Origin of the sequence: Rhizobium sp. GCM10022189, from assembly GCF_042656325.1 — a bacterium.
GTDB lineage: Bacteria > Pseudomonadota > Alphaproteobacteria > Rhizobiales > Rhizobiaceae > Rhizobium.
This window is the reverse complement of the sequence record NZ_JBHSOR010000046.1, coordinates 99,975-118,421: the sequence shown is the minus strand read 5'-3', so window position 1 is coordinate 118,421 and position 18,447 is coordinate 99,975. Positions and strand designations below refer to the sequence as shown.

9 protein-coding genes and 1 pseudogene are annotated in these 18,447 nt (G+C 61.9%); 3 read left to right on the top strand and 7 right to left on the bottom strand.

Annotated elements, in window-relative coordinates; genetic code table 11:
- Window positions 1–2: 2 nt before the first annotated feature.
- The 4 genes from ACFPWW_RS18730 to ACFPWW_RS18715 all read right to left on the bottom strand — a co-directional run bounded on the left by ACFPWW_RS18730 (window position 3) and on the right by ACFPWW_RS18715 (window position 12,860).
- Window positions 3–2,522, bottom strand: coding sequence for a heavy metal translocating P-type ATPase (locus ACFPWW_RS18730; protein ID WP_377312898.1), 2,520 nt, complete (start codon window positions 2,520–2,522; stop codon window positions 3–5).
- A gap of 106 nt (window positions 2,523–2,628) precedes the next feature.
- Complete coding sequence (treY, locus tag ACFPWW_RS18725) at window positions 2,629–5,238, bottom strand: malto-oligosyltrehalose synthase (protein ID WP_377312897.1); 2,610 nt, start codon at window positions 5,236–5,238, stop codon at window positions 2,629–2,631.
- Window positions 5,239–5,301: 63 nt separating this feature from the next.
- Window positions 5,302–7,383: a penicillin-binding protein 1C gene (gene pbpC / locus ACFPWW_RS18720; protein WP_377312896.1), complete on the bottom strand. Its 2,082-nt coding sequence runs from the start codon at window positions 7,381–7,383 to the stop codon at window positions 5,302–5,304.
- The gene (locus ACFPWW_RS18715) at window positions 7,380–12,860 is read right to left on the bottom strand and encodes an alpha-2-macroglobulin family protein (RefSeq protein ID WP_377312895.1); all 5,481 of its coding nucleotides are present in this window, start codon (window positions 12,858–12,860) and stop codon (window positions 7,380–7,382) included. Before ACFPWW_RS18715 ends, pbpC begins: the two co-directional genes overlap by 4 nt.
- Before the next feature lie 201 nt (window positions 12,861–13,061).
- Here ACFPWW_RS18715 and msrA point away from each other — a divergent pair.
- The 3 genes and pseudogenes from msrA (at window position 13,062) to ACFPWW_RS18700 (ending at window position 15,441) form a co-directional block, all read left to right on the top strand.
- A pseudogene (gene msrA / locus ACFPWW_RS18710) lies at window positions 13,062–13,774 on the top strand (peptide-methionine (S)-S-oxide reductase MsrA).
- A gap of 226 nt (window positions 13,775–14,000) precedes the next feature.
- Complete coding sequence (locus ACFPWW_RS18705; protein WP_113500804.1) at window positions 14,001–14,441, top strand: response regulator; 441 nt, start codon at window positions 14,001–14,003, stop codon at window positions 14,439–14,441.
- Window positions 14,442–14,634: 193 nt separating this feature from the next.
- On the top strand, window positions 14,635–15,441 hold the full coding sequence (locus tag ACFPWW_RS18700) for a Wzz/FepE/Etk N-terminal domain-containing protein (RefSeq protein ID WP_377312894.1): 807 nt from the start codon (window positions 14,635–14,637) through the stop codon (window positions 15,439–15,441).
- Window positions 15,442–15,477: 36 nt separating this feature from the next.
- On the opposite strand, the gene ACFPWW_RS18695 is transcribed toward ACFPWW_RS18700, so the two are convergent.
- From ACFPWW_RS18695 to ACFPWW_RS18685, 3 genes are read right to left on the bottom strand one after another with little or no spacing between them, the layout of a single operon-like run.
- Window positions 15,478–16,272: a glycosyltransferase family 2 protein gene (locus tag ACFPWW_RS18695; protein ID WP_112756849.1), complete on the bottom strand. Its 795-nt coding sequence runs from the start codon at window positions 16,270–16,272 to the stop codon at window positions 15,478–15,480.
- 55 nt (window positions 16,273–16,327) lie between these two features.
- The gene (locus ACFPWW_RS18690) at window positions 16,328–17,500 is read right to left on the bottom strand and encodes a glycosyltransferase family 4 protein (RefSeq protein ID WP_112704364.1); all 1,173 of its coding nucleotides are present in this window, start codon (window positions 17,498–17,500) and stop codon (window positions 16,328–16,330) included.
- A complete protein-coding gene (locus tag ACFPWW_RS18685) occupies window positions 17,497–18,447 on the bottom strand; it encodes an NAD-dependent epimerase/dehydratase family protein (protein WP_377312893.1) in 951 nt (316 codons plus the stop codon). The genes ACFPWW_RS18690 and ACFPWW_RS18685 overlap by 4 nt, the downstream gene beginning before the upstream one ends.

Here is an 18,447-nt window from a genome sequence, read left to right as displayed (position 1 = left end):
TCCTACAGTTTTTCCACTCTCAGCCTCAGCGCATTGCCGATGACGGAGACCGAGGAGAGGCTCATGGCGGCCGCCGCGATCATCGGCGAGAGCAGCAGGCCGAAGATCGGGTAGAGCACGCCCGCCGCGACGGGGATGCCGAGCGCATTATAGCCGAAGGCAAAGCCGAGATTCTGGCGGATGTTGCGCATCGTCGCTTCGGCGAGCCGCCTGGCGCGGACGATTCCGTTGAGATCGCCCTTCACCAATGTAATGCCGGCACTTTCCATCGCAACATCGGCACCCGTGCCCATGGCGATGCCGACATCGGCGGCGGCCAGCGCCGGCGCATCGTTGACCCCATCACCGGCCATGGCGATGACAGCACCTCTTGCGCGGAGTTCATCGACCAGCGCCTTCTTGTCCTCGGGCAGAACATCGGCGCGGACCTCGTCGATCCCGAGGCTTTTGGCCACGGCGCGTGCCGTGCGTTCATTGTCGCCGGTCGCCATGATGATCTTCAGGCCGCTGTCATGCAGTGCCCTGATGGCCGCAGCCGTCGTTGGCTTGATGCGGTCGGCGACGGCGACAAGGCCCGCCAGACGACCGTCGAGGGCGACGAACATGACGGTCTTGCCGTCCCCGCGCAGCGCCTCGGCCCGGTCTGAAAGCGCTGCCGGATCGATGCCGAGATCGGCGAGCATGGCGGCGTTGCCAAGCGCGACCGATGCGCTGCCGACCGTGCCTTCTACACCCTTGCCGGTCCTTGCCTGAAAACCTGTGACGTCGCTGAGGGTGAGCCCGCGTTTTTTCGCGCCCGAGACGATTGCCTCGGCGAGCGGATGTTCGGAGCCGCGTTCCAGGCTTGCGGCAAGCGCCAGCAGATGTTTTTCGTCAGTTCCGCCCGAGGGGACGACGTCCGTCAGTCTGGGCTTGCCTTCGGTCAGCGTGCCCGTCTTGTCGACGATCAACGTATCGACCTTTGAGAAACGCTCCAGCGCTTCCGCATCCTTGATCAGCACGCCTTCCTGCGCGCCGCGCCCGGTGGCGATCATGATCGACATCGGCGTTGCGAGGCCGAGCGCGCAGGGGCAGGCGATGATGAGCACGGCGACGGCGGCGAGCAGCGCGTTGGCCAGCCGCGGCTCCGGCCCGACAAAAGACCAGACGAGGAAGGCTGCGACGGCGGCTGCAACGACAGCCGGAACGAAGATCGCCGAAACGCGGTCGACGGCACCCTGGATCGGGGCGCGCGAGCGCTGCGCCTTCGCCACCATATCGACAATGCGGGACAGCGTCGTATCGGCACCGACCTTTTCGGCAGTCATGATGAGCGCGCCGTTCCCGTTCATGGTGCCGCCCGTCAGTGCGTCGCCCTTCGCCTTCTCGACCGGCAAGGGCTCACCGGTGATCATCGATTCATCGACGGTCGATTGCCCCTCGATGACGGAACCGTCGGCGGGTACGCGTTCACCGGGGCGTACGCGCAACCGGTCGCCGGTCACGATCTCGTCAACAGGCACGTCGCTTTCGCTGCCGTCGGCATTGACGCGGCGGGCAGTCTTGGGTGCGAGATCGAGCAGGGCGCGGATGGCAGAGCCGGTGCGCTCGCGTGCCTTCAATTCCAGTACCTGCCCGACGAAGACAAGCGCGACGATGACGGCAGCCGCCTCGAAATAGACAGGCACGGAGCCGCCGTGGCCGCGGAAACTGTGCGGAAAGAGATCGGGCGCCAGCGTCGCCACGACGCTGTAGAGATAGGCGGTGCCGACGCCGAGGCCGATCAGCGTCCACATGTTCGGGCTGCGGTTGACGAGCGATGCCCGGGCACGGCGGAAGAAGGGAAGGGCTGCCCACAGCACGACCGGCGTCGCCAGGAGCATTTCGACATAGCTCGCCAGCGGCTCACCGAGTGCCTCGCGCGGGAAGGCGAGCTCGATCATCGGCCCCATGGTGAGGATGAGGAGCGGGGCGGCCAGAAGAGCGCTGATCCACAGCCGGCGCGTGAAATCGACGAGTTCCGGGTTCGGCCCCTCATCCTCGGGCGGAATGCCCATCGGCTCCAGCGCCATGCCGCATTTCGGGCAGTCGCCGGGATGGTCGCTGACGACCTCGGGATGCATGGGGCAGGTATAGAGCGAACCCTTCGGCACGGCCGCTGCCGCAGGCTTCCTTCCGTCGCGGTAGTTTTCGGGGGCGGCTTCGAATTTCGCCTTGCAGCCGGCCGAGCAGAAGTAGAATTTCTCGCCCTCGTGTTTCAGGAAATGCCTGGCGCTGGCGCGGTCGACGCTCATGCCGCAGACCGGGTCCGTCGCGGTGAGGTAATCCTGCGGCGTTGCCTCGAATTTCCTCCGGCAGCCATCGCAGCAGAAATGGTAGGTGTGTCCTTCATAGTCGAGGGACGGTTTGCCGGCATCGGGATCGACCGTCATGCCGCAGACGGGATCGCGCACGACGGTCTCTGCGGGTTTTCCTGCGGGTACTCCCGCGTCATGGTGGTGATGGTCGTGACCGTGATGACGATGATCGTGCTTGTTATCCATTATGCTGCGCCTTTCATGCCTTTCTGGCATCCGGACAGCTTTATGAACCTTCCAGCAACTGGAAGGTCAACAGTTTTTTTGCCAGTGCGGATTTTTTCGCCTGCGCTCAGGCCGGAACGATCAGCGCCGCCGGCTGGTCCCCGAGCAGCGCGGCAAGCAAGATCCTGCTCCCCGGCTCCAGCATCTTGCCGGTCAGCAGGTCGGCCTTGAGGCCGTGAAGGGGGGAGGGCACGGCAATGGCCGTATCGGCCCAGAATTCCGGGCCGGCGAAGAGCACACCGGGGTCGAGCCAGCCGAACATCAGCCGCGGCGCGACCGTGATGGCGAAGTTCTCGTGATGCAGGCGGGCAAAGGCGACGACATGATCGCTTCTGGCCCCATCGACGGCAAGCGGCAGGTAATCCCCGTCCGTGAAAAGCCGGCTGCGTTCCAGGCGAAGCCCGAGGCCGATCTGGATGATGCGCTGTTTCAGTGCCGCGGCCTGCAGCCTTGCCAGCGGCCCGCCCTCGGCAAGCCAGCCGCTCAAGGTCTCGAAATCCGGCGGGCGCCTGTTATCGGGATCGACGAAACTGAAATCGAAGCCCTCTGCCCCCTGATAGATATCGGGGATGCCCGGCGCCGTCAGCTTGATTAGCGTCTGGGACAGGCTGTTGACATAACCGGCCTCGATAAAGGGCTGCAGAACGCGAGCGAAATCGTCGATGAATGCGTCGTTATCGGGTGAGACAAGGGCAGCGGCATAGGCGAGGACCGCTTCTTCATAGGCACTGTCCGGCGCCGTCCAGGCGGTGCGCAGCTTGGTTTCGCGAACGGCCTTTTGCGCATAGGCGGTGAAGCGTTCGTGCAGCGCGGCAAATTGGCGGCGGTCGAAATCCTCGGGCCAGGCGCCGGCAAACGCCTGATAGAGCATCCATTCCAGATTGGGCTCCGGCGCCGCGCCATCCGGCAGCTCGACGCGGTTGTTTTCATTCAGTCGGCGCCAATGTCCGACGGCGTCGGCAAAGACGCCGGCGCCTTCGCTGACAGCATAAAGCCGCGCCCGCGCATCCTCCCCGCGTTTGGTGTCGTGCGTCGACGTTGACAGAAGGCCCGAAGGCTGGGAGCGTGCGCGGTCCTGCATGAACTGGTGAAATGCCTCGATGCCGCCGGTCACGTGATCCGGCTCGCCGCCGACCTCGTTTACCGCCAGCAGCCGGTTGTAGCGGTAAAACAGCGTATCCTCCATTGCCTTTGCCATGACGGGACCGGAGAGCTGCTGAAACCGGATGCGGAACTCGCGGGCCGTCTCGTTGTCATGCCTGCCTTCGAGAATGGCAGCGACGCTCTGCAATGGCTGCGCGTGGTCCAGATAGCCCGCCGCCGCCATCTCGGCTTTCTTCAGGATATCCCTATCCCGCGCGTCGAGCGGGCCGTCGGCTCCATAGGTGCGATAGACGGAGAAGGCGATCAGAAGCTCTGAGATCGCGCCGGCAATTTCCTCTTTCGACAGTTCGGGAAGGAGGCCGGCTGCGATGCGGACGAGGCGGGCCGTCTCGCCGGCGAAGTTCCGTTCGACCATCAGCCGCTTCGCCGCCCTCCGGGCGGCCGCGAAATCGCCGTTGCCATCCGCCAGCCGGCGATAGGCTTCATCGAGTTTGCGTAAGCCATTGCCCTCCACGAAGAGCCCGCTCAAGGCCGTAATGAACTCGTAGCCCGTCGTTCCCTGTACCGGCCAGTCGGCGGGCAAGGCCTCACCTGGGCCGAGGATCTTCTCGACCACGATAAAGGTGTCCGCGCCGACAGCCTCCCGCAGGCGATCGAGATAGGCTCGCGGTTCTGCCAGACCGTCGATATGGTCGATGCGCAGGCCCTGCACCTGGCCCTGACGCACGAGATCGAGAACCAGCCGGTGGCTCGCCTCGAAGACTCCGGCATCCTCGACCCGCAGGCCGACCAGTCCCGTCACCTCGAAGAACCGGCGGTAGCTCAGACGTTCCGAAGCCTCCTGCCAGCGCAGAAGCTGCCAGTGCTGCAGTCCGTGCAATCGCGTCATGAAGGCCTGGTCTTTTGAGATCTCCGCGAGCCTTTCGCTCAGCCTTGCAAGATCACCGGCCTCGAAGATCCTGTCGCGCAGGCGGCGATGCGGCTCTTTGCCGTCACCGGAAGCCGTCAGTTCCGCCATCCCGGCAAGGACCGGGTCATCCGCTTCCGCAGAGAGCAGAGGATAGCTTTCCATGCTCAGTGGAAAGAGCGTGTCGCAATAGCCGATCGCCAGATTACCATGCGCCTCGTCGATGGTGATCGCCAGTTCGCCGGCAGCAAGGCAATCGGCGAAACTCCCGCCAAGCTGCGGCAAGGTCAGCCGCTCGCTCCAGTCTATGTCGAAATAGCCTGCAAACGGGCTATGCCTGCCGAACTCCAGGACGCTGCGCCACCAGGCATTCTCCAGTGAAGCGGCCATATGGTTCGGTACAATGTCGAGGATCAGGCCCATGCCCGCTTCCGACAGTGTCTGCGTCAGGCGGTCGAAGCCTGCTCTTCCGCCAAGCCCCGGGTCGATCTCGTTGGGATCGGTTACGTCGTAACCATGCGTCGATCCGCTGGCCGCCGTGAAGACCGGCGAGGCATAGAGGTGGCTGATGCCGAGCGACTTCAGATAGGGTACGAGGGCGCAGGCGCGATCGAAGGTCATGCCGTTGCGAAACTGGACCCGATAGGTCGCGGAGGGGAGCGTCATGGGGTCATTTTGCCGTTTGGAGGAGACATCTTCCAACGGTTGTGAGGCGCTTTTGTTCCTCCCTCAGTCGACGAAGATGCCGACGCTTGCCGCTCGTCCCATGGAATCGATCACCGTCAGCTTGGAATAACCGCCACCATCCGGCATCCAGCTTTGCGTGCGCCGGCGGGAGAGATCGGGCAGCGGCTTGCCGTTGGCAAGCCAGCGGAACGGCGCGCGCCCGCCCTGAAGCTTGAGCATCAGCGGCGTCAGATCGCCCGCCTTTGCCCCAAGGTCGACATGGGCGCCCTCCGGCGGATAGACGATCTGGGGCGACGGCTCGCGTCCGGAAGCGGCGACCAGCCCGTTGGCATTGACGGCAAAACGGCGCTGGCTGAACGGCAGGTCTGCCTGGGCGATGCGCACGGCCCCTGCCGGTGCGCGCGGCAGCGGTGTCGTGGCGACGCCGGATTTCGCGAGCGCCTCGAAGAGAATGGGTGCGGCTGTGCCATAACCCGTCAGACCGGGTACGGCGCTGTTATCGGGCCGACCGACCCAGACACCCAGCACGTAGCGTCCGTCGTAACCGACCGACCAGGCATCGCGATAGCCGTAGCTCGTGCCGGTCTTGTAGGCGACGCCGCGTTGCGCTGCGCCGGCCGGCGGTATGACGCCCGAGAGTATGTCGGCGACATTCCAGACCGCGACCGGCTCCAGCAAGGGTTCACCGTCGATCTTGCCTGGCTCGCTCTTCACGCCGTCGCCGATCCTGACCGGCTGGCCGCGATTGGCAAGCGCCGTATAAAGCTGGACGAGATCCTTCAGCGTGATACCGACGCCGCCAAGGCCGATCGCCAGGCCCGGCGCCTCGTTCGGCGGCAAGGTCGGGCGCACCTCGGCACGGCGGAAACGCACCATGAGCCGTGACGGGCCAACCGCATCGAGCAGCTTGACCGCCGGCACGTTGAGGGAAAGCTGCAGGGCCTCGCGCACCGTCACGTCGCCCTGATAGCTCATGTCGAAATTGCGCGGCCGATAGCCGAAGAAATCGGCCGGCCGGTCCTCGATGATGGTTTCCTGGCTCACCAGCCCCTGTTCGAAGGCAAGGCCGTAGATGAAGGGTTTGAGCGTCGAGCCCGGCGAGCGGCTGATGCGCGTCATGTCGATCCAGCCGGAGCGGCTGGCATCGAAATAATCGGCCGAACCCACCTCGCCGACGATCTCGCCGGTTCCGGCGTCCGCCATCACCATGGCGAGCGACAGCTTCGGTCCGAGTTTCATCGTCGCGGCACGCGCGACGGATTCGAGACCGGTCTGGACCTGCTTTTTCAGCGTCGTGCGGTGCTCTACCGCCTTCGGGTCCTTGCGCAGGGCTGCCTCGGCAACATGCGCGGCAAGGGCCGGAAGCTGCAGCCTGCGGGCGGGAATGGCGACACCCTCGGCGCGCTCGGCCTCACCATCGCCGACGACCGCGGCCACCGCGATGCGGTCGAGCACCCGCTTGCGGGCCGCTTCCGCCGCCTTCAGATTTCTGTCCGGGCGGCGTTTTTCGGGCAATTGCGGCAGGGCGACCAGAAGGGCGGCCTCTGCCACGGTCAGCCGTTTCGGCTCCTTGCCGAAATAGGCAAGGCTTGCGGCGCGCACGCCTTCCAGGTTGCCGCCATAGGGCGCATGGGTGAGATAGAGATCGAGGATCTGTTCCTTGGAAAGCCGCCGTTCGATCTGCACGGCGCGCGCGATCTGCAGCAGTTTTGCCGAAAGGGACCGGCTTTCGCGCGGCTCGATCAGCCTTGCCACCTGCATGGAGAGCGTCGAGGCGCCGGACACGATGCGGCCGTTGCTGACAAATTGCAGCGCCGCGCGCCCGAGCGCCCAGACATCGATGCCGGCATGCTCGTAGAAGCGCTGATCCTCATAGGCGACCAGCATGCGGACGAATAGCGGATCGACATCGGAGACGGCGGTCTTCAGCCGCCAGCGCCCTTCCGGTGTCGCAAAGGCGCGCAGCAATTGCCCGTCGGCATCGAGCACTTCGGGCGAGACGGAGACGGCCTGTTCGAGCGGCGGCGGAAAGGCCCGGTCGGCGGCTTCAAGCGCAAAAAGCCCGGCGCCGGCAACGACAATGCCGGCTGCAGTCCCGATCGCAAGCTTGCGCCACCGTCTCATTGTTGAGCCGCAACCACCTCCATCTTGCCGGTCGCCGTGCGGGCAGACATATCGGGACGATACATGTCCTCGACGGTCGCTGCCGGATGGTCGTAGACGCCGGGAGTGACGGCGCGCACGACATAGGCGACGTTGAAATCGCGTGCCGCATTTTCAGTACGGTTGAAGGCGGCGACGAAGCGATCGTAGCGGAATTCGGTATGAGCGGCGGACATTTCGCCGAGCCAGTCGAAATTCGTCATCTGGGCGCTGTCGACAAGGCTCGGATTGTCGATCTCGAAACCGGCCGGCAGCAGATCGGTGATGACGATGCGCGAGGCCCAGTCGTTCTGCTCGGTCACATGAAGGACGACGACATAACGCTCGTTCTGCTGCGCCTCACTGACATTGGCCTCTTCGCCGTCGAGCGTGTAATAGCTGCGCTCGATGGTAAAGCCGTTACCACCGGCCGGCAGGGGCTTGACGGGGGCGGCGACCGTGGTGACGACGGCCGAGACCGTGTCGCCGGTGGCGCTCGTCAATGTCAGCGGATGGTCGATCAATGCGTCACCCGTCATCTTCGCCATATAGGCGCCGGTCCGCTCGGCGCCATTGACGTTGATCTTCAGGTCGTCGTCGCCGTTTTGCAGGGCGCGTGCGGCAAGCAGCATCCAGGCCTGTTCCTGAGTGCTCGTATATTTGCTGCGGTCCCATTCGCGGGCGACCGCCTTGGCAAGCTCGGGAATGACGGGCGGAACCGGCCGGCTCTCGGCCGCAAGCGCCAGGATCGCGGCGCCATCGCGCAGCACCGAGCCGTAGTCGGTGCGCGAGAAGTTCACGCGGGTGACCATCGACTGTTGCGACATCTGCAGCGCGTCTACGAAAATGTTTTTCGAACGCATTGCATCGCCATAGAGCGCCAGTGCCGCGGCGATATGGGCCTTGGCAAGCGGTGTCGGGAAATCGTTGATCATCGTGTCTGCATAGTAGCGCAGGTCGCTGACGGCAGCCTTCTTGTTGCGGGCAAGCACGTAGAGGGCATAGGCGATCTCATCGCCCTTGCCCTTCACGTCCGTCGTGTAGGAAAGCGAATTCTGCAGATTTTCCAGCGCCTGCACCAGTGCGCGCTCCGGCACGTCGTATTTCTGCTCGCGGGCGCGCGTCAGGAAATCCGTGACGTAGGAATCGAGCCAGAGATCGCCGGAATCCGGTCCCCACAGGCCGAAGCTTCCCGCATAGGCCTGGTAGGAAAGCACACGGTAGATCGCATCCTGCACGCGCTTGTGGATATCGTCATCCGTTTCATCCATGCCGGCCTGCTTGGCGACCTCGGCAAGATAGAGCAGCGGCAGCGCGCGGCTCGTCGTCTGCTCGGCGCAGCCGAAGGGATAACGATCGAGCGTCATCAGCAGGGCCGGAATGTCGAAAGCGGCGGAGCGCGTGACGTTGACGCTGATCGAGGCACCCGGCAGCACGCTGTCGGCCAGCAGGTTCTTGTCGATCGTCAGGCTTTTGCCGGGCGCAAGCGCGATGACGCGCCGTTCGGTGACCGGCAGCGACGACGGCCGCACCGGCACGTCCACGACCTGATCGAGCGACAGGCCCTGATCGTTTGACAGGTTGATCGCCACGCGGCCAGCGCCCGGCTCGCCGCCGATCAATGTCAGCGTCAGGTCGGACCTGGCACCGGCCTCGAGCTTCAGGGTCTGCTCGGCCGGCCCATCGATGCTGAGCGCGCTATTGCCCGTCAGCGTCAGTTTGTAGTCGCCGGCCGGCGCATCGGTATTGGCGATGTCGAGGCGCAGGTTGGCTTTGTCCCCCGGAGCAAGGAACTTGGGCAGGCTTGCGGTGACGACGACGGGATCGCGGATGATGACATCCCGGGCAGCGTGGCCGACACCGGTCTTCGTCCAGGCAACGGCCATGACGCGTGCCGTGCCGTTGAACTGGGGAATATCGAAACTGACCTTTGCCTTGCCCTCGGCATCGAGCCTGACCGGACCGGCGAAGAAGGCGACGAGCTTCTGCGTCGGCGGGCTTGCCTGCAGCGCGATCGCGCCGCCGTCGCCGCCGGTGCGCAGCTTGCCGGTCGCACCCAGCGAGCCGTCGATCAGCCGGCCATAAAGGTCGCGGATTTCAAGGCCGAGCTGGCGCTGACCGAAATACCAGTCTTCAGGGTTCGGCGGTTCGTAGCGCGTCAGATTGAGAATGCCGACATCGACGGCGGCAACCGTGACATAGGCCTCCTCATTGGCGCCGGCGCCGGCAACCTGCAGGCCGATATCGAGCGGGGCGCGCGGCAGCATCTTTTCCGGCGTGTCGATCCTGACCTGCAGTGCGCGGTCGGCCGGATCGACCTTCAGCCACTTGATGCCGATCGAACGCGCCGGCATGTGGGTGTCGAGGGAATCGCCCGGGCGGAAGAGGGTCGCGGTCACATAGGCGCCGGCACCCCAGTCGGCGGTAACGGGAATATCGACCTCGCCGCCGGCCTCGCCCACAGTGGCGTTCTCAACGGCAATCAGCTTTTCCGTGCCGGCCGTGATCATCAGTTCGCCGCCATAGCGCGACGTCACTTTCAGCTTGGCAGTCTCGCCAACCTTGTAACTGTCCTTGTCGAGCGCGATCTCCAGGCCGTCAGGCGTTTCCGTCGAGGTCGAGGCGACGAACCAGCCGGCATCGAATTCGACGCTGGAGGTCGGGCCGTCGGCATCCGGGCTTTCCACCTCGAGCCGGTAGCGGCCCCACTCGACCGGCGCCTGGATCTTGCCGCCGTTCTCGGCCGTCGCATCCAAGGAACCGGAGGCGACTTCCTCGGGCGTGTAGGTGGGCTCGTATTTCCAGGCCGTTCCTTCGCGGTACCATTGGTAGTCGCGGCGCAGCTTGTAGAACTTCCAGCGCAGGCCCTTCATTTCCTGCTTCTGGCCTTCAGTATCGAGGCCGATCACCGTGAAATTCGCCAGCGCGTTTTCCGGCAGGTCGCCGTCGAATTCCGGCTTGATGCCGATCGCCGTCTGGTCGGTCTTGACCGAGATTTCCAGCGAACGCTCGATGGCGCGGCCACCCGGCTCCTGCATGCGCAGATAGACGGTGGCATTCAAAAGCTGGGTCGTCGCCGGCAGTTCGCCGATCGTCAGATCCGTCGATGCCTCGCCATTCTCGTCGAGTGCCGGCAGGCCGTCGATCGGCTGGCGTGAATCCTCGCTCGCCTCCTCGTCGGCAAGGCCGAACTGGTATCCGGGATAGGCCGCGTTCGCCCGCGTCGGTTTGACGACGACGTCGCCTTCTATGGCGAGGCCGGCCGCCGGCGCGCCATAGAGATATTTGCCGGAAATGGTGATCGTGGCGGGCGTATCCGTGCCGATCTCCTTGGACGCGGTCTTGATCTCCATGTCGGTACGGTCAGGCACGAAATCGTCGACGAGGAAGGTCTTTGTCGCGATGGCCGAGGCCTTGGGGTCGGTATAGACATTCATCGTCCAGGTGCCGCGCATGGCGTTTTCCTGGGTCTGCAGGTCCACCTGATAGCCGCCGAGATCGGTCGTCTGGCTGACGATGCGCCGGTCCTCGACGCCATCCGGCCGTGAGAAGATGAAGGTGAGCGGCAGGTTCTCGATCGCGTTGCCGTCCGTATCGCGGGCAAGGGCTGTCGCATGCACGGTCTCGCCGGCGCGGTAGATGCCACGCTCGGTGAAGGGCAGCACGTCGATCGCGCCGGGCGAGGCGCGCCCCGTCACGCCGCGGTCGGACAGGTCGAAGCCGGCGCGCGTCATGTCGAGGAAGACATAATCCGACGTGCCGTTCCTGGCGGTGATGACGGCAGGTGTGAGGGCCGCGGTGCCGCGCATCAGGCCGGCCGTGAAGGTGGCGCGGCCGTTCTGATCGGTCGTGGCGGTGCCGAGCACTTCGTTGTTCTTGGCAAGCAGCTGCAATTCGACACCGGCCATCGGCTTGGCGGAGGCGAGCGAGCGGGCAAAGACGTTCAGGCCATCCGTGCCGGCATAGGTGGTAATGCCGATATCGGAGACAAGGAACCATTGTGTGGCCTGCGAATCCCAGTCCTGCACGGGACCGGTCGGCGGGGTGGCCACCATTACATAGATGCCGGGCTTGCGCTCGGGCAGGGCCTCGTCAACCGGGAAGGAGGTGACGACATCCTTGTTGAGCTCGTTGGCAATCTCGATCGAACCCTGCCAGACGAGTTCGCCGCTCTGGTCCTGGATAGCCTGGGCGCTGTAGCCGTCGAGCTGTGTCAGGAACTGGGAGCCGGTCAGGAGCGGTGCGATGCCGCGATCGCCGATGCGATAAAGCTTCAGATTGGCCGAGGCCATGTTGACGGAGACAATCGGGATGCCGCGGCGCGCCGTCGACGGCAGTACGAAACTGTCGCCGGTAAAGCGCACCATCTGGCTGCGGTCCTTGATATAGACGTCGATCGTGACAGGCGCTTCCAGGACTTCGTCGACCGAGGAGGGCAGGCCGGTGCGCAAGCCGATCTTGTAGGTCTCCCCGTGGACGAGGCCCTCGACGCAGATCTGCCTGTCCTTTGCCTCCAGCGCCTTGGGGGCTGCGCCGTTTACCGTCACGAAGGGCGCATAGTCGACCGTCTTGACCAAAGCCTCGGAGAAGGTGACGCAGGCGCGGGGCGTGGCGCTGTCGGCATCGACCGTATGTTCGGTGATGCGGAAACCCTGCGTCTGCTTGAGCTGCAGGTAGTCCGCCTGCACGTCCCTGGCGCTGACGAGCGCAAGGCTCGCCTTGTAGGCATTCAGCGCATCGCGATAATTGCCATTCCTTTCCAGGGCCTTGGCAAGCACCGCCAGCGCATCGGCGCGCCTGGTGGTCGTGCGCGTCAGCTGGTAGCCGTTCAATGCGTCGATAACCGCCTGGCCGAAAATGCCGCTGTCGGGCACCCCGAGCGAGGTGGCGGCACGCGCCGTTTCGATCCAGAGATCGCCATCGTCGGGGGTGATCGAGAGCGCGCCATGGAAGGCCTTCAGCGCATCGGCAAGATTGCCGCCGGTAAGATCGAGCCGCGCCCCTGCCGTCAGGCTGTCGACGCCCTGGCCCTGCTGGTCATCGGCAAGCGACAGATCGTTGCGGAAATTGCGGGCCTGCTGGACGAGATCGTCGGAGAGGAAGGGCAGGCGGGGGGCAGCGCCGATGTCCGGCTCCTGCGGGACAGGGGCTGCCGCTGTTTCGACGATCCTGCCGGCGATGGCGCCCGGGAAGGCGTTCATCGTCTTGAAATCGGATTTCAGGAAGCACCACTTCACCTTGGGATTATAGGTGAAGGCCTTGCAGCTCTTGTCGCCGATGCAGGCCGCCTTGCACTGATCGAGCGAGAGGTTCTGTTCGGTGCGCAGGTCGAAACCGAAATAATCCGCATCCTTGACGGTCACGATATCGCGCCTGGCCTCGGCAGCCGAAGCCGAAAGGCCTGCAAGAACCACGGATGCGAGGATGGCGGAAAAAGCAAAGAACGAGCGCGCAGACATTGGTCCCCCCGGATGCTGGCTCTGAACCGGCGGCACTGTCCTCACTCCCCGGGGAATTGTCAACTCACCTTCAAAGCTGTTCCAGTTTCGCACATTCGCTTTCGCGCAATCGTCACATCGGCGTGAGTGACCAGCTTGTGATTTGCGGCTTATGAGGCGATCGGCAAGGATTTTTGGCACATTGTCCCGGAGGTAGTTCCCATGTCTTTCCGCAGATCAGGCAAATTCCTTGCCGCCCTTTTCGCGACCGCAGCCCTTTCGCTCGCTCTCGGTTCCGTCGCCAGCCGCGCCGCCGAGGAAGCCGTCGTCATTCCTGCTCCCGCCATCGACGAGGCGGGCAAATCCGGCACGGAGACCGCCGTCTTCGCCGGCGGCTGCTTCTGGGGCGTGCAGGGCGTCTTTCAGCATGTGAAGGGTGTCAAGAGCGCCGTTTCCGGCTATGCCGGCGGCGAGGCCGCAACCGCGCAGTACGAAACGGTCAGCACCGGCACGACAGGCCATGCCGAATCCGTCAAGGTCGTCTTCGATCCGAAAGAGGTGAGCTACGGCAAGCTTCTGCAGATCTTCTTCTCGGTCGCGCACAACCCGACGCAGCTGAACTTCCAGGGACCGGACGAGGGCACCCAATACCGCTCGGCGCTGTTTATTTCCGACCCGGAACAGCGCAAGGTCGCCGAAGCCTATATTGCCCAGCTCGACAAGGCGCATGTCTTCAAGAAGCCGATCGTCACCAAGATTGCCGACTATACCGGCTTCTATCCGGCCGAGCAGTATCACCAGGATTTCCTGACGCTGAACCCGACCTATCCCTATATATCGTCTATAACGACCTGCCGAAGATCGAGAACCTGAAAGAGATATTCCCGGCCGACTACAGCAAGGAGCCGGTTCTGGTCCTGAAGGCCAAGGGTTGAGGAGCCTCCGGAATGAGGATTTGGGAAGGCGGCCAGGGCGGCCGCCTTTTCTGCGAACCGCCCGGATCTTAAGAATCTATCAATCTTAACAAAAGTTTAATTGCGAAATGCTGCGTTTCACGCCGGAACATATCGCCGCATCGCCCGTTTAAGCTGCGAGCCTGTTCGACGCAGTCTGTCGTCGACGAGGCGGAGTCTCCTCAGTGTAGCGTCAAGGGGATCTGTCATGGCCACGAATGTCATGCGTAGCTGGCAACGGGAACATCTGATGGAACAGCGAGTACTGATTGTCGAAGACGAACTTCTGATCGCGCTCGATCTCGAAATGACGATCGAGGAGATGGGCCTGCGTGTCGCAGGCCTCGCATCGGACCGACAGGCGGCCCTCAGGCTCGCCCCTCTTGCCGATATCGCCTTTGTCGACGTCAATCTTGCCGACGGCGCGACCGGTCCGGATATCGGTCGCCACCTCGCGCAAGAGCACGGCATCTCCGTCGTCTTCATGACGGCAAATCCCGAAGCCGTTGCCGATGGCGTGCGCGGCGCGATCGGCGTGGTGCAGAAACCGATCATGCCGAGGGTGGTGGAACAGCTGCTCAGATATGTCGCCGCACGCCGCGCAGGCATGCTGGCGGTGGTCCCGCCGCAGATGATGGTGTTTGGGTGACTTGGTCCGAGTACTTGTTAGGGCATCGGTGGAGCTCCGCAGCCTCTTGGTTAGACGTCAGGACCCAGTTCCACTGATGCGCGATGAAATGCTTCGAACATTGACTTAGGCGCGAGGATGCGGTTGAAGCGGTTTGTGGACGAATGAACATACTTCGCTCGAGCTCAGTTTGTGAACGTTGTCGGGAGCCACCATGAACGAGAAGCGATTTGACGACGAAATAGATCTCTTCGTTTTAGCTTCCTTTCTTAGGAGAAACTTTCTTCTGGTTGGTGCTTGCTCGGTCATAGGCCTAGCGGTTTCGGGTGTGCTTGCGGGCAAAGCGCCGGTTGTTTTCGAGGCATCAGCGCAGTTGGCCCTTGCAAAAGTCAGTAAAGCCGGATCTGACCGAATCGTCACCGTAGTTCCGCTGGAACCACGAGACAGGTTCCTATTCCGTATGCGTTCGCCGGCTGCATTTGACATGAAGCTTGCTGCCAGCTGTTCTGAAGGCGGTACCGCGACACGCGAGCAACTGGCACGAAGCGTTAGAATCACGGCTCCGGCGATACCTGATGACGTGATATCGGTATCCTTCAGCGCATCCGCACCGGAAGTCGCAGAGCGTTGTGTGACGGCAGTCGTAAAGCTTATCCAGGAGCAGCAATCGACCTTGGCGTTGCAGAGCGAAGCTGGCATCAAGGCACAAATTGCTGCAAGCGAGAGTCAGCTCGCAGACAACTTGAAATTGATGGAATCGTCGCAGGGATCGGATTGGCAGAAAGCGATTTATCTGGCTACCCGCGACGATTCCAATTATCTTCGCGAGAGGATTACGAATCTAAATGCACAGTTGCAGCTTGATGAGCCTGCGCAGCTTTTGTCGCCAATCTATGCGTCGCCGTCTCCTGCGTCGTCCGATATCCTCAAGAGAATGGTCGTTGGGCTGATCGCCGGTGTTGCGGTTGGTGTTTTCGCAGCAATCGCAAAGACCTGGTACGGCTCCCGGCGGATGAACTAAGTCAGAACTCTCGTCAATCGGGATTGGTCGGCGGATTTATGGAACGTTTGATGTACTGGAAGTATGGAACCTGCCGCGAACAAACTGCAGGCCTCGTGAAAGAAATTTTCCGCTCAGGAATTTCAACGGGTGTGCGTTCAAGCCGTGACTGTGCAGCGCACGAAGGATTTCTTTGTTCTGATTGATGATGTTGGCAAGGTTGCGGTTGGTCGTTCCTCCCATCCGCATCTTGACCATCACGCCCGGCACGTACTGGACACGGATCCGATGACGCTCCAGGAGCCGCATCATCAGTTCGACGTCGGCGGCAATCCGGTATCCGAGATCAAATGAACCAAATCGCTCATAAACATCGCGGCGAACGAAGAAAGTGGGATGAGGTGGAGCCCACCCTCTTTCGAATGAGGCTGGCACAAACGGTGACGAACGCCAATAGCGAACGATGGTGTCGGGATCGTTTTGTTTGACGTAACAGAGATCCCCATAACAGGCTTGAAGCTGCGGGTTATCTTTGAACGTTTTTGCAACCTTGGCCAACGTCCCGGACAGATAAAAGTCGTCTCCATTGATAAAGCCGATGATATCGCCTGTCGCCAAGGCGATACCTTTGTTCATCGCGTCATAAATGCCGGCGTCCTTTTCGGAGATCAGTTTGCTGATGATCTCCTTGCGCTCCCTGATCCTGTCGAGGGTCCGGTCCTGTGAGAGACCGTCGATAACGATATACTCCAGATTGGAGTAATCCTGCGCGGCAACAGACTCGATTGTTTCGGCAATTGTGTCTTCATTGTTGAAGACGACCGTGATGACAGAAATCTTTGGCTCGCTCATGGCGTTCTCTTATGCTCAACTGAAGCTGAATGACGTGTTTTCGCCAAGTGCTCTATCATTGCGCTTGATTGCAGGCGTGGCGAACAAGCAACGTGAAGTCAGAAACGAAGCGAAGGACCCGTTCATTGGACATGGCCTGCGCTAGGTCTCCGCTGATTTCGATCTTTGCAGCGGTGCGTGGACGAACGGAGGCCAAAGCGTCGGCGAGCGACCGTGCATCGTACCGGTCGAAATAAACTGCTGCAGCACCTGCCTGCTCTCGATTTACGTCGAGATCCGAAAGGACCAGTGGCACGCCCCACGAAAGCGCCTCTTCGACTGTGGTGCTCCATCCCTCGAATAGCGAAGGATTTAGCAATGCCATACTTGCAACGCCGAGGGGGGCAAGGTCCTTGTAGGGGATCAACCCGAGCAGACGGAAGCTCTGATCCAGCCCGGCTTCTTCGATAGCTGCTTTCACCCTTGGAAAATATGTTGGATCACGCGGATCCGATTGATTGCCACTCGCCGCGATTGTTATTTCATGATTTCGCTGACGAAGGATCTTCAATGCCTCGAGGACGAGGAGATGGTTCTTATGCTTCCAGAATTGATTGGGCAGAAAGACATAGCGCTCTGGCAAACCGTATTTGTCTGCAGTCGCTCGTGCCACATGATACTCGATCTTTCCCTTTGGCGGCACCGCAAAGCGAACAACATGCGTACGCCCCCGAGATGACGGATAGAATTGCTCGCAGGAGCGTCTGGAATCTTCGCTGCTCAGCATGACCGAGCGATGGGCCGCAATCTGAAGCCGAAATCCGATATCACGCTTCCAGTATCCAAACCTGCTGAAAAGATGCGCCAGATAACGATGCTGGAAGTCCGGAAACCATGCGATGGCTGGCAGACCGAGCCTGAAGCCAAAGAACTGGGCGACTTCAAAGACAACATTGATATCGTGCCTATTGAACTCCGCCCGGATGCCCCTGTCCGCGCCGGTCGCAACGCTTAGCAGCAGAGAGCGAAAGCTTCGAGATCTGTTGAACAACGAATGGCGGACAATCTTCACGCCATCCAGGCGGGCGAATGGTGCAATCTCCTCTTCCCCAATGTCGGTTCCGAAGAAAACGACGGGACAAATCTCCTCCTTCCGGTAGCAGGCCAAAAGCGTGACGAGATTTAGCAAATAGTTGTACCCGCCGGTCCAATTGCGACCGCTGATCATGGTGAAGCCGATATTGATCATCTCACCGTGCCAGCTTCCGAGCGAAACCAGTCGACATAGGCGGAAAGGCCGTCCTTTAGATCGCTGTGCGAGGCAAAGCCGAGGGATTTGAGTTGTGTCGAATCCGCGATCAGGCTTTGGGGATCGCCCTTTCTCGCCTCGCCGGAAAAGATGATCTCGGGTCGCGAAGACGCTTTCTCGAACCAAGCGTCGACAACCATTTCGACGACAGAGCGAACGCTCGTGCCAATGCCGGTGCCGACATTGACGATCCTCTGGGGCTGGCCGGCCTGTCGCTCGATCACTGATAGCGCTCGCACTACCTCGTTAACTTCAATCCAGTCTCGAAGTTCGCCGCCCCCGCCACCGAGGCTAAGACGTTCCGGATTTTTCTCAAGCTGTGAACATATGTCCCACAACAACTGCTTACGCAGCCCTTTTCCGTAGACCGAAAACAGGCGAGCAATAGTGACTCTCAGCCCATATGTGTCGCAATAGGACTGACATAGAGATTCCATTATGCTTTTGTGATGGCCGTAGGGGGAGAACGGGTTCTTGACCGTCGTCTCCGTGATGGGACCCTTGTGATTTGCGCCATAGACCGCGGCGCTTGAAATAGCCACCAGCCGGCAATCAGGTGCTTCCAGTCGCAGCCACTCGAGGAGTTCAGCTGTTGAATTCACTGTGCGGTGAAAATCCTCGCGGGGGTTTGCAATCGCGACACCGACCGAAGAGCCGCCTCCAAGATGATACACGATCTCCGGAGTGCCAGACTGTCGCTGAATTAGCCGAAGATTGAGGCCATCAATCTCACCATTGTGCCACAGCGTCAGCCCCCACCGCTCCGCGTGGAGTGAAGGCCAAATACCGTGACCGAGACCAACCACGGCATGCCCGTTCTCCGCAAGATACCGCGCCAGATATCTTCCTATAAAACCGTGGGCGCCTGTAACGAGTATTCGAGCCAT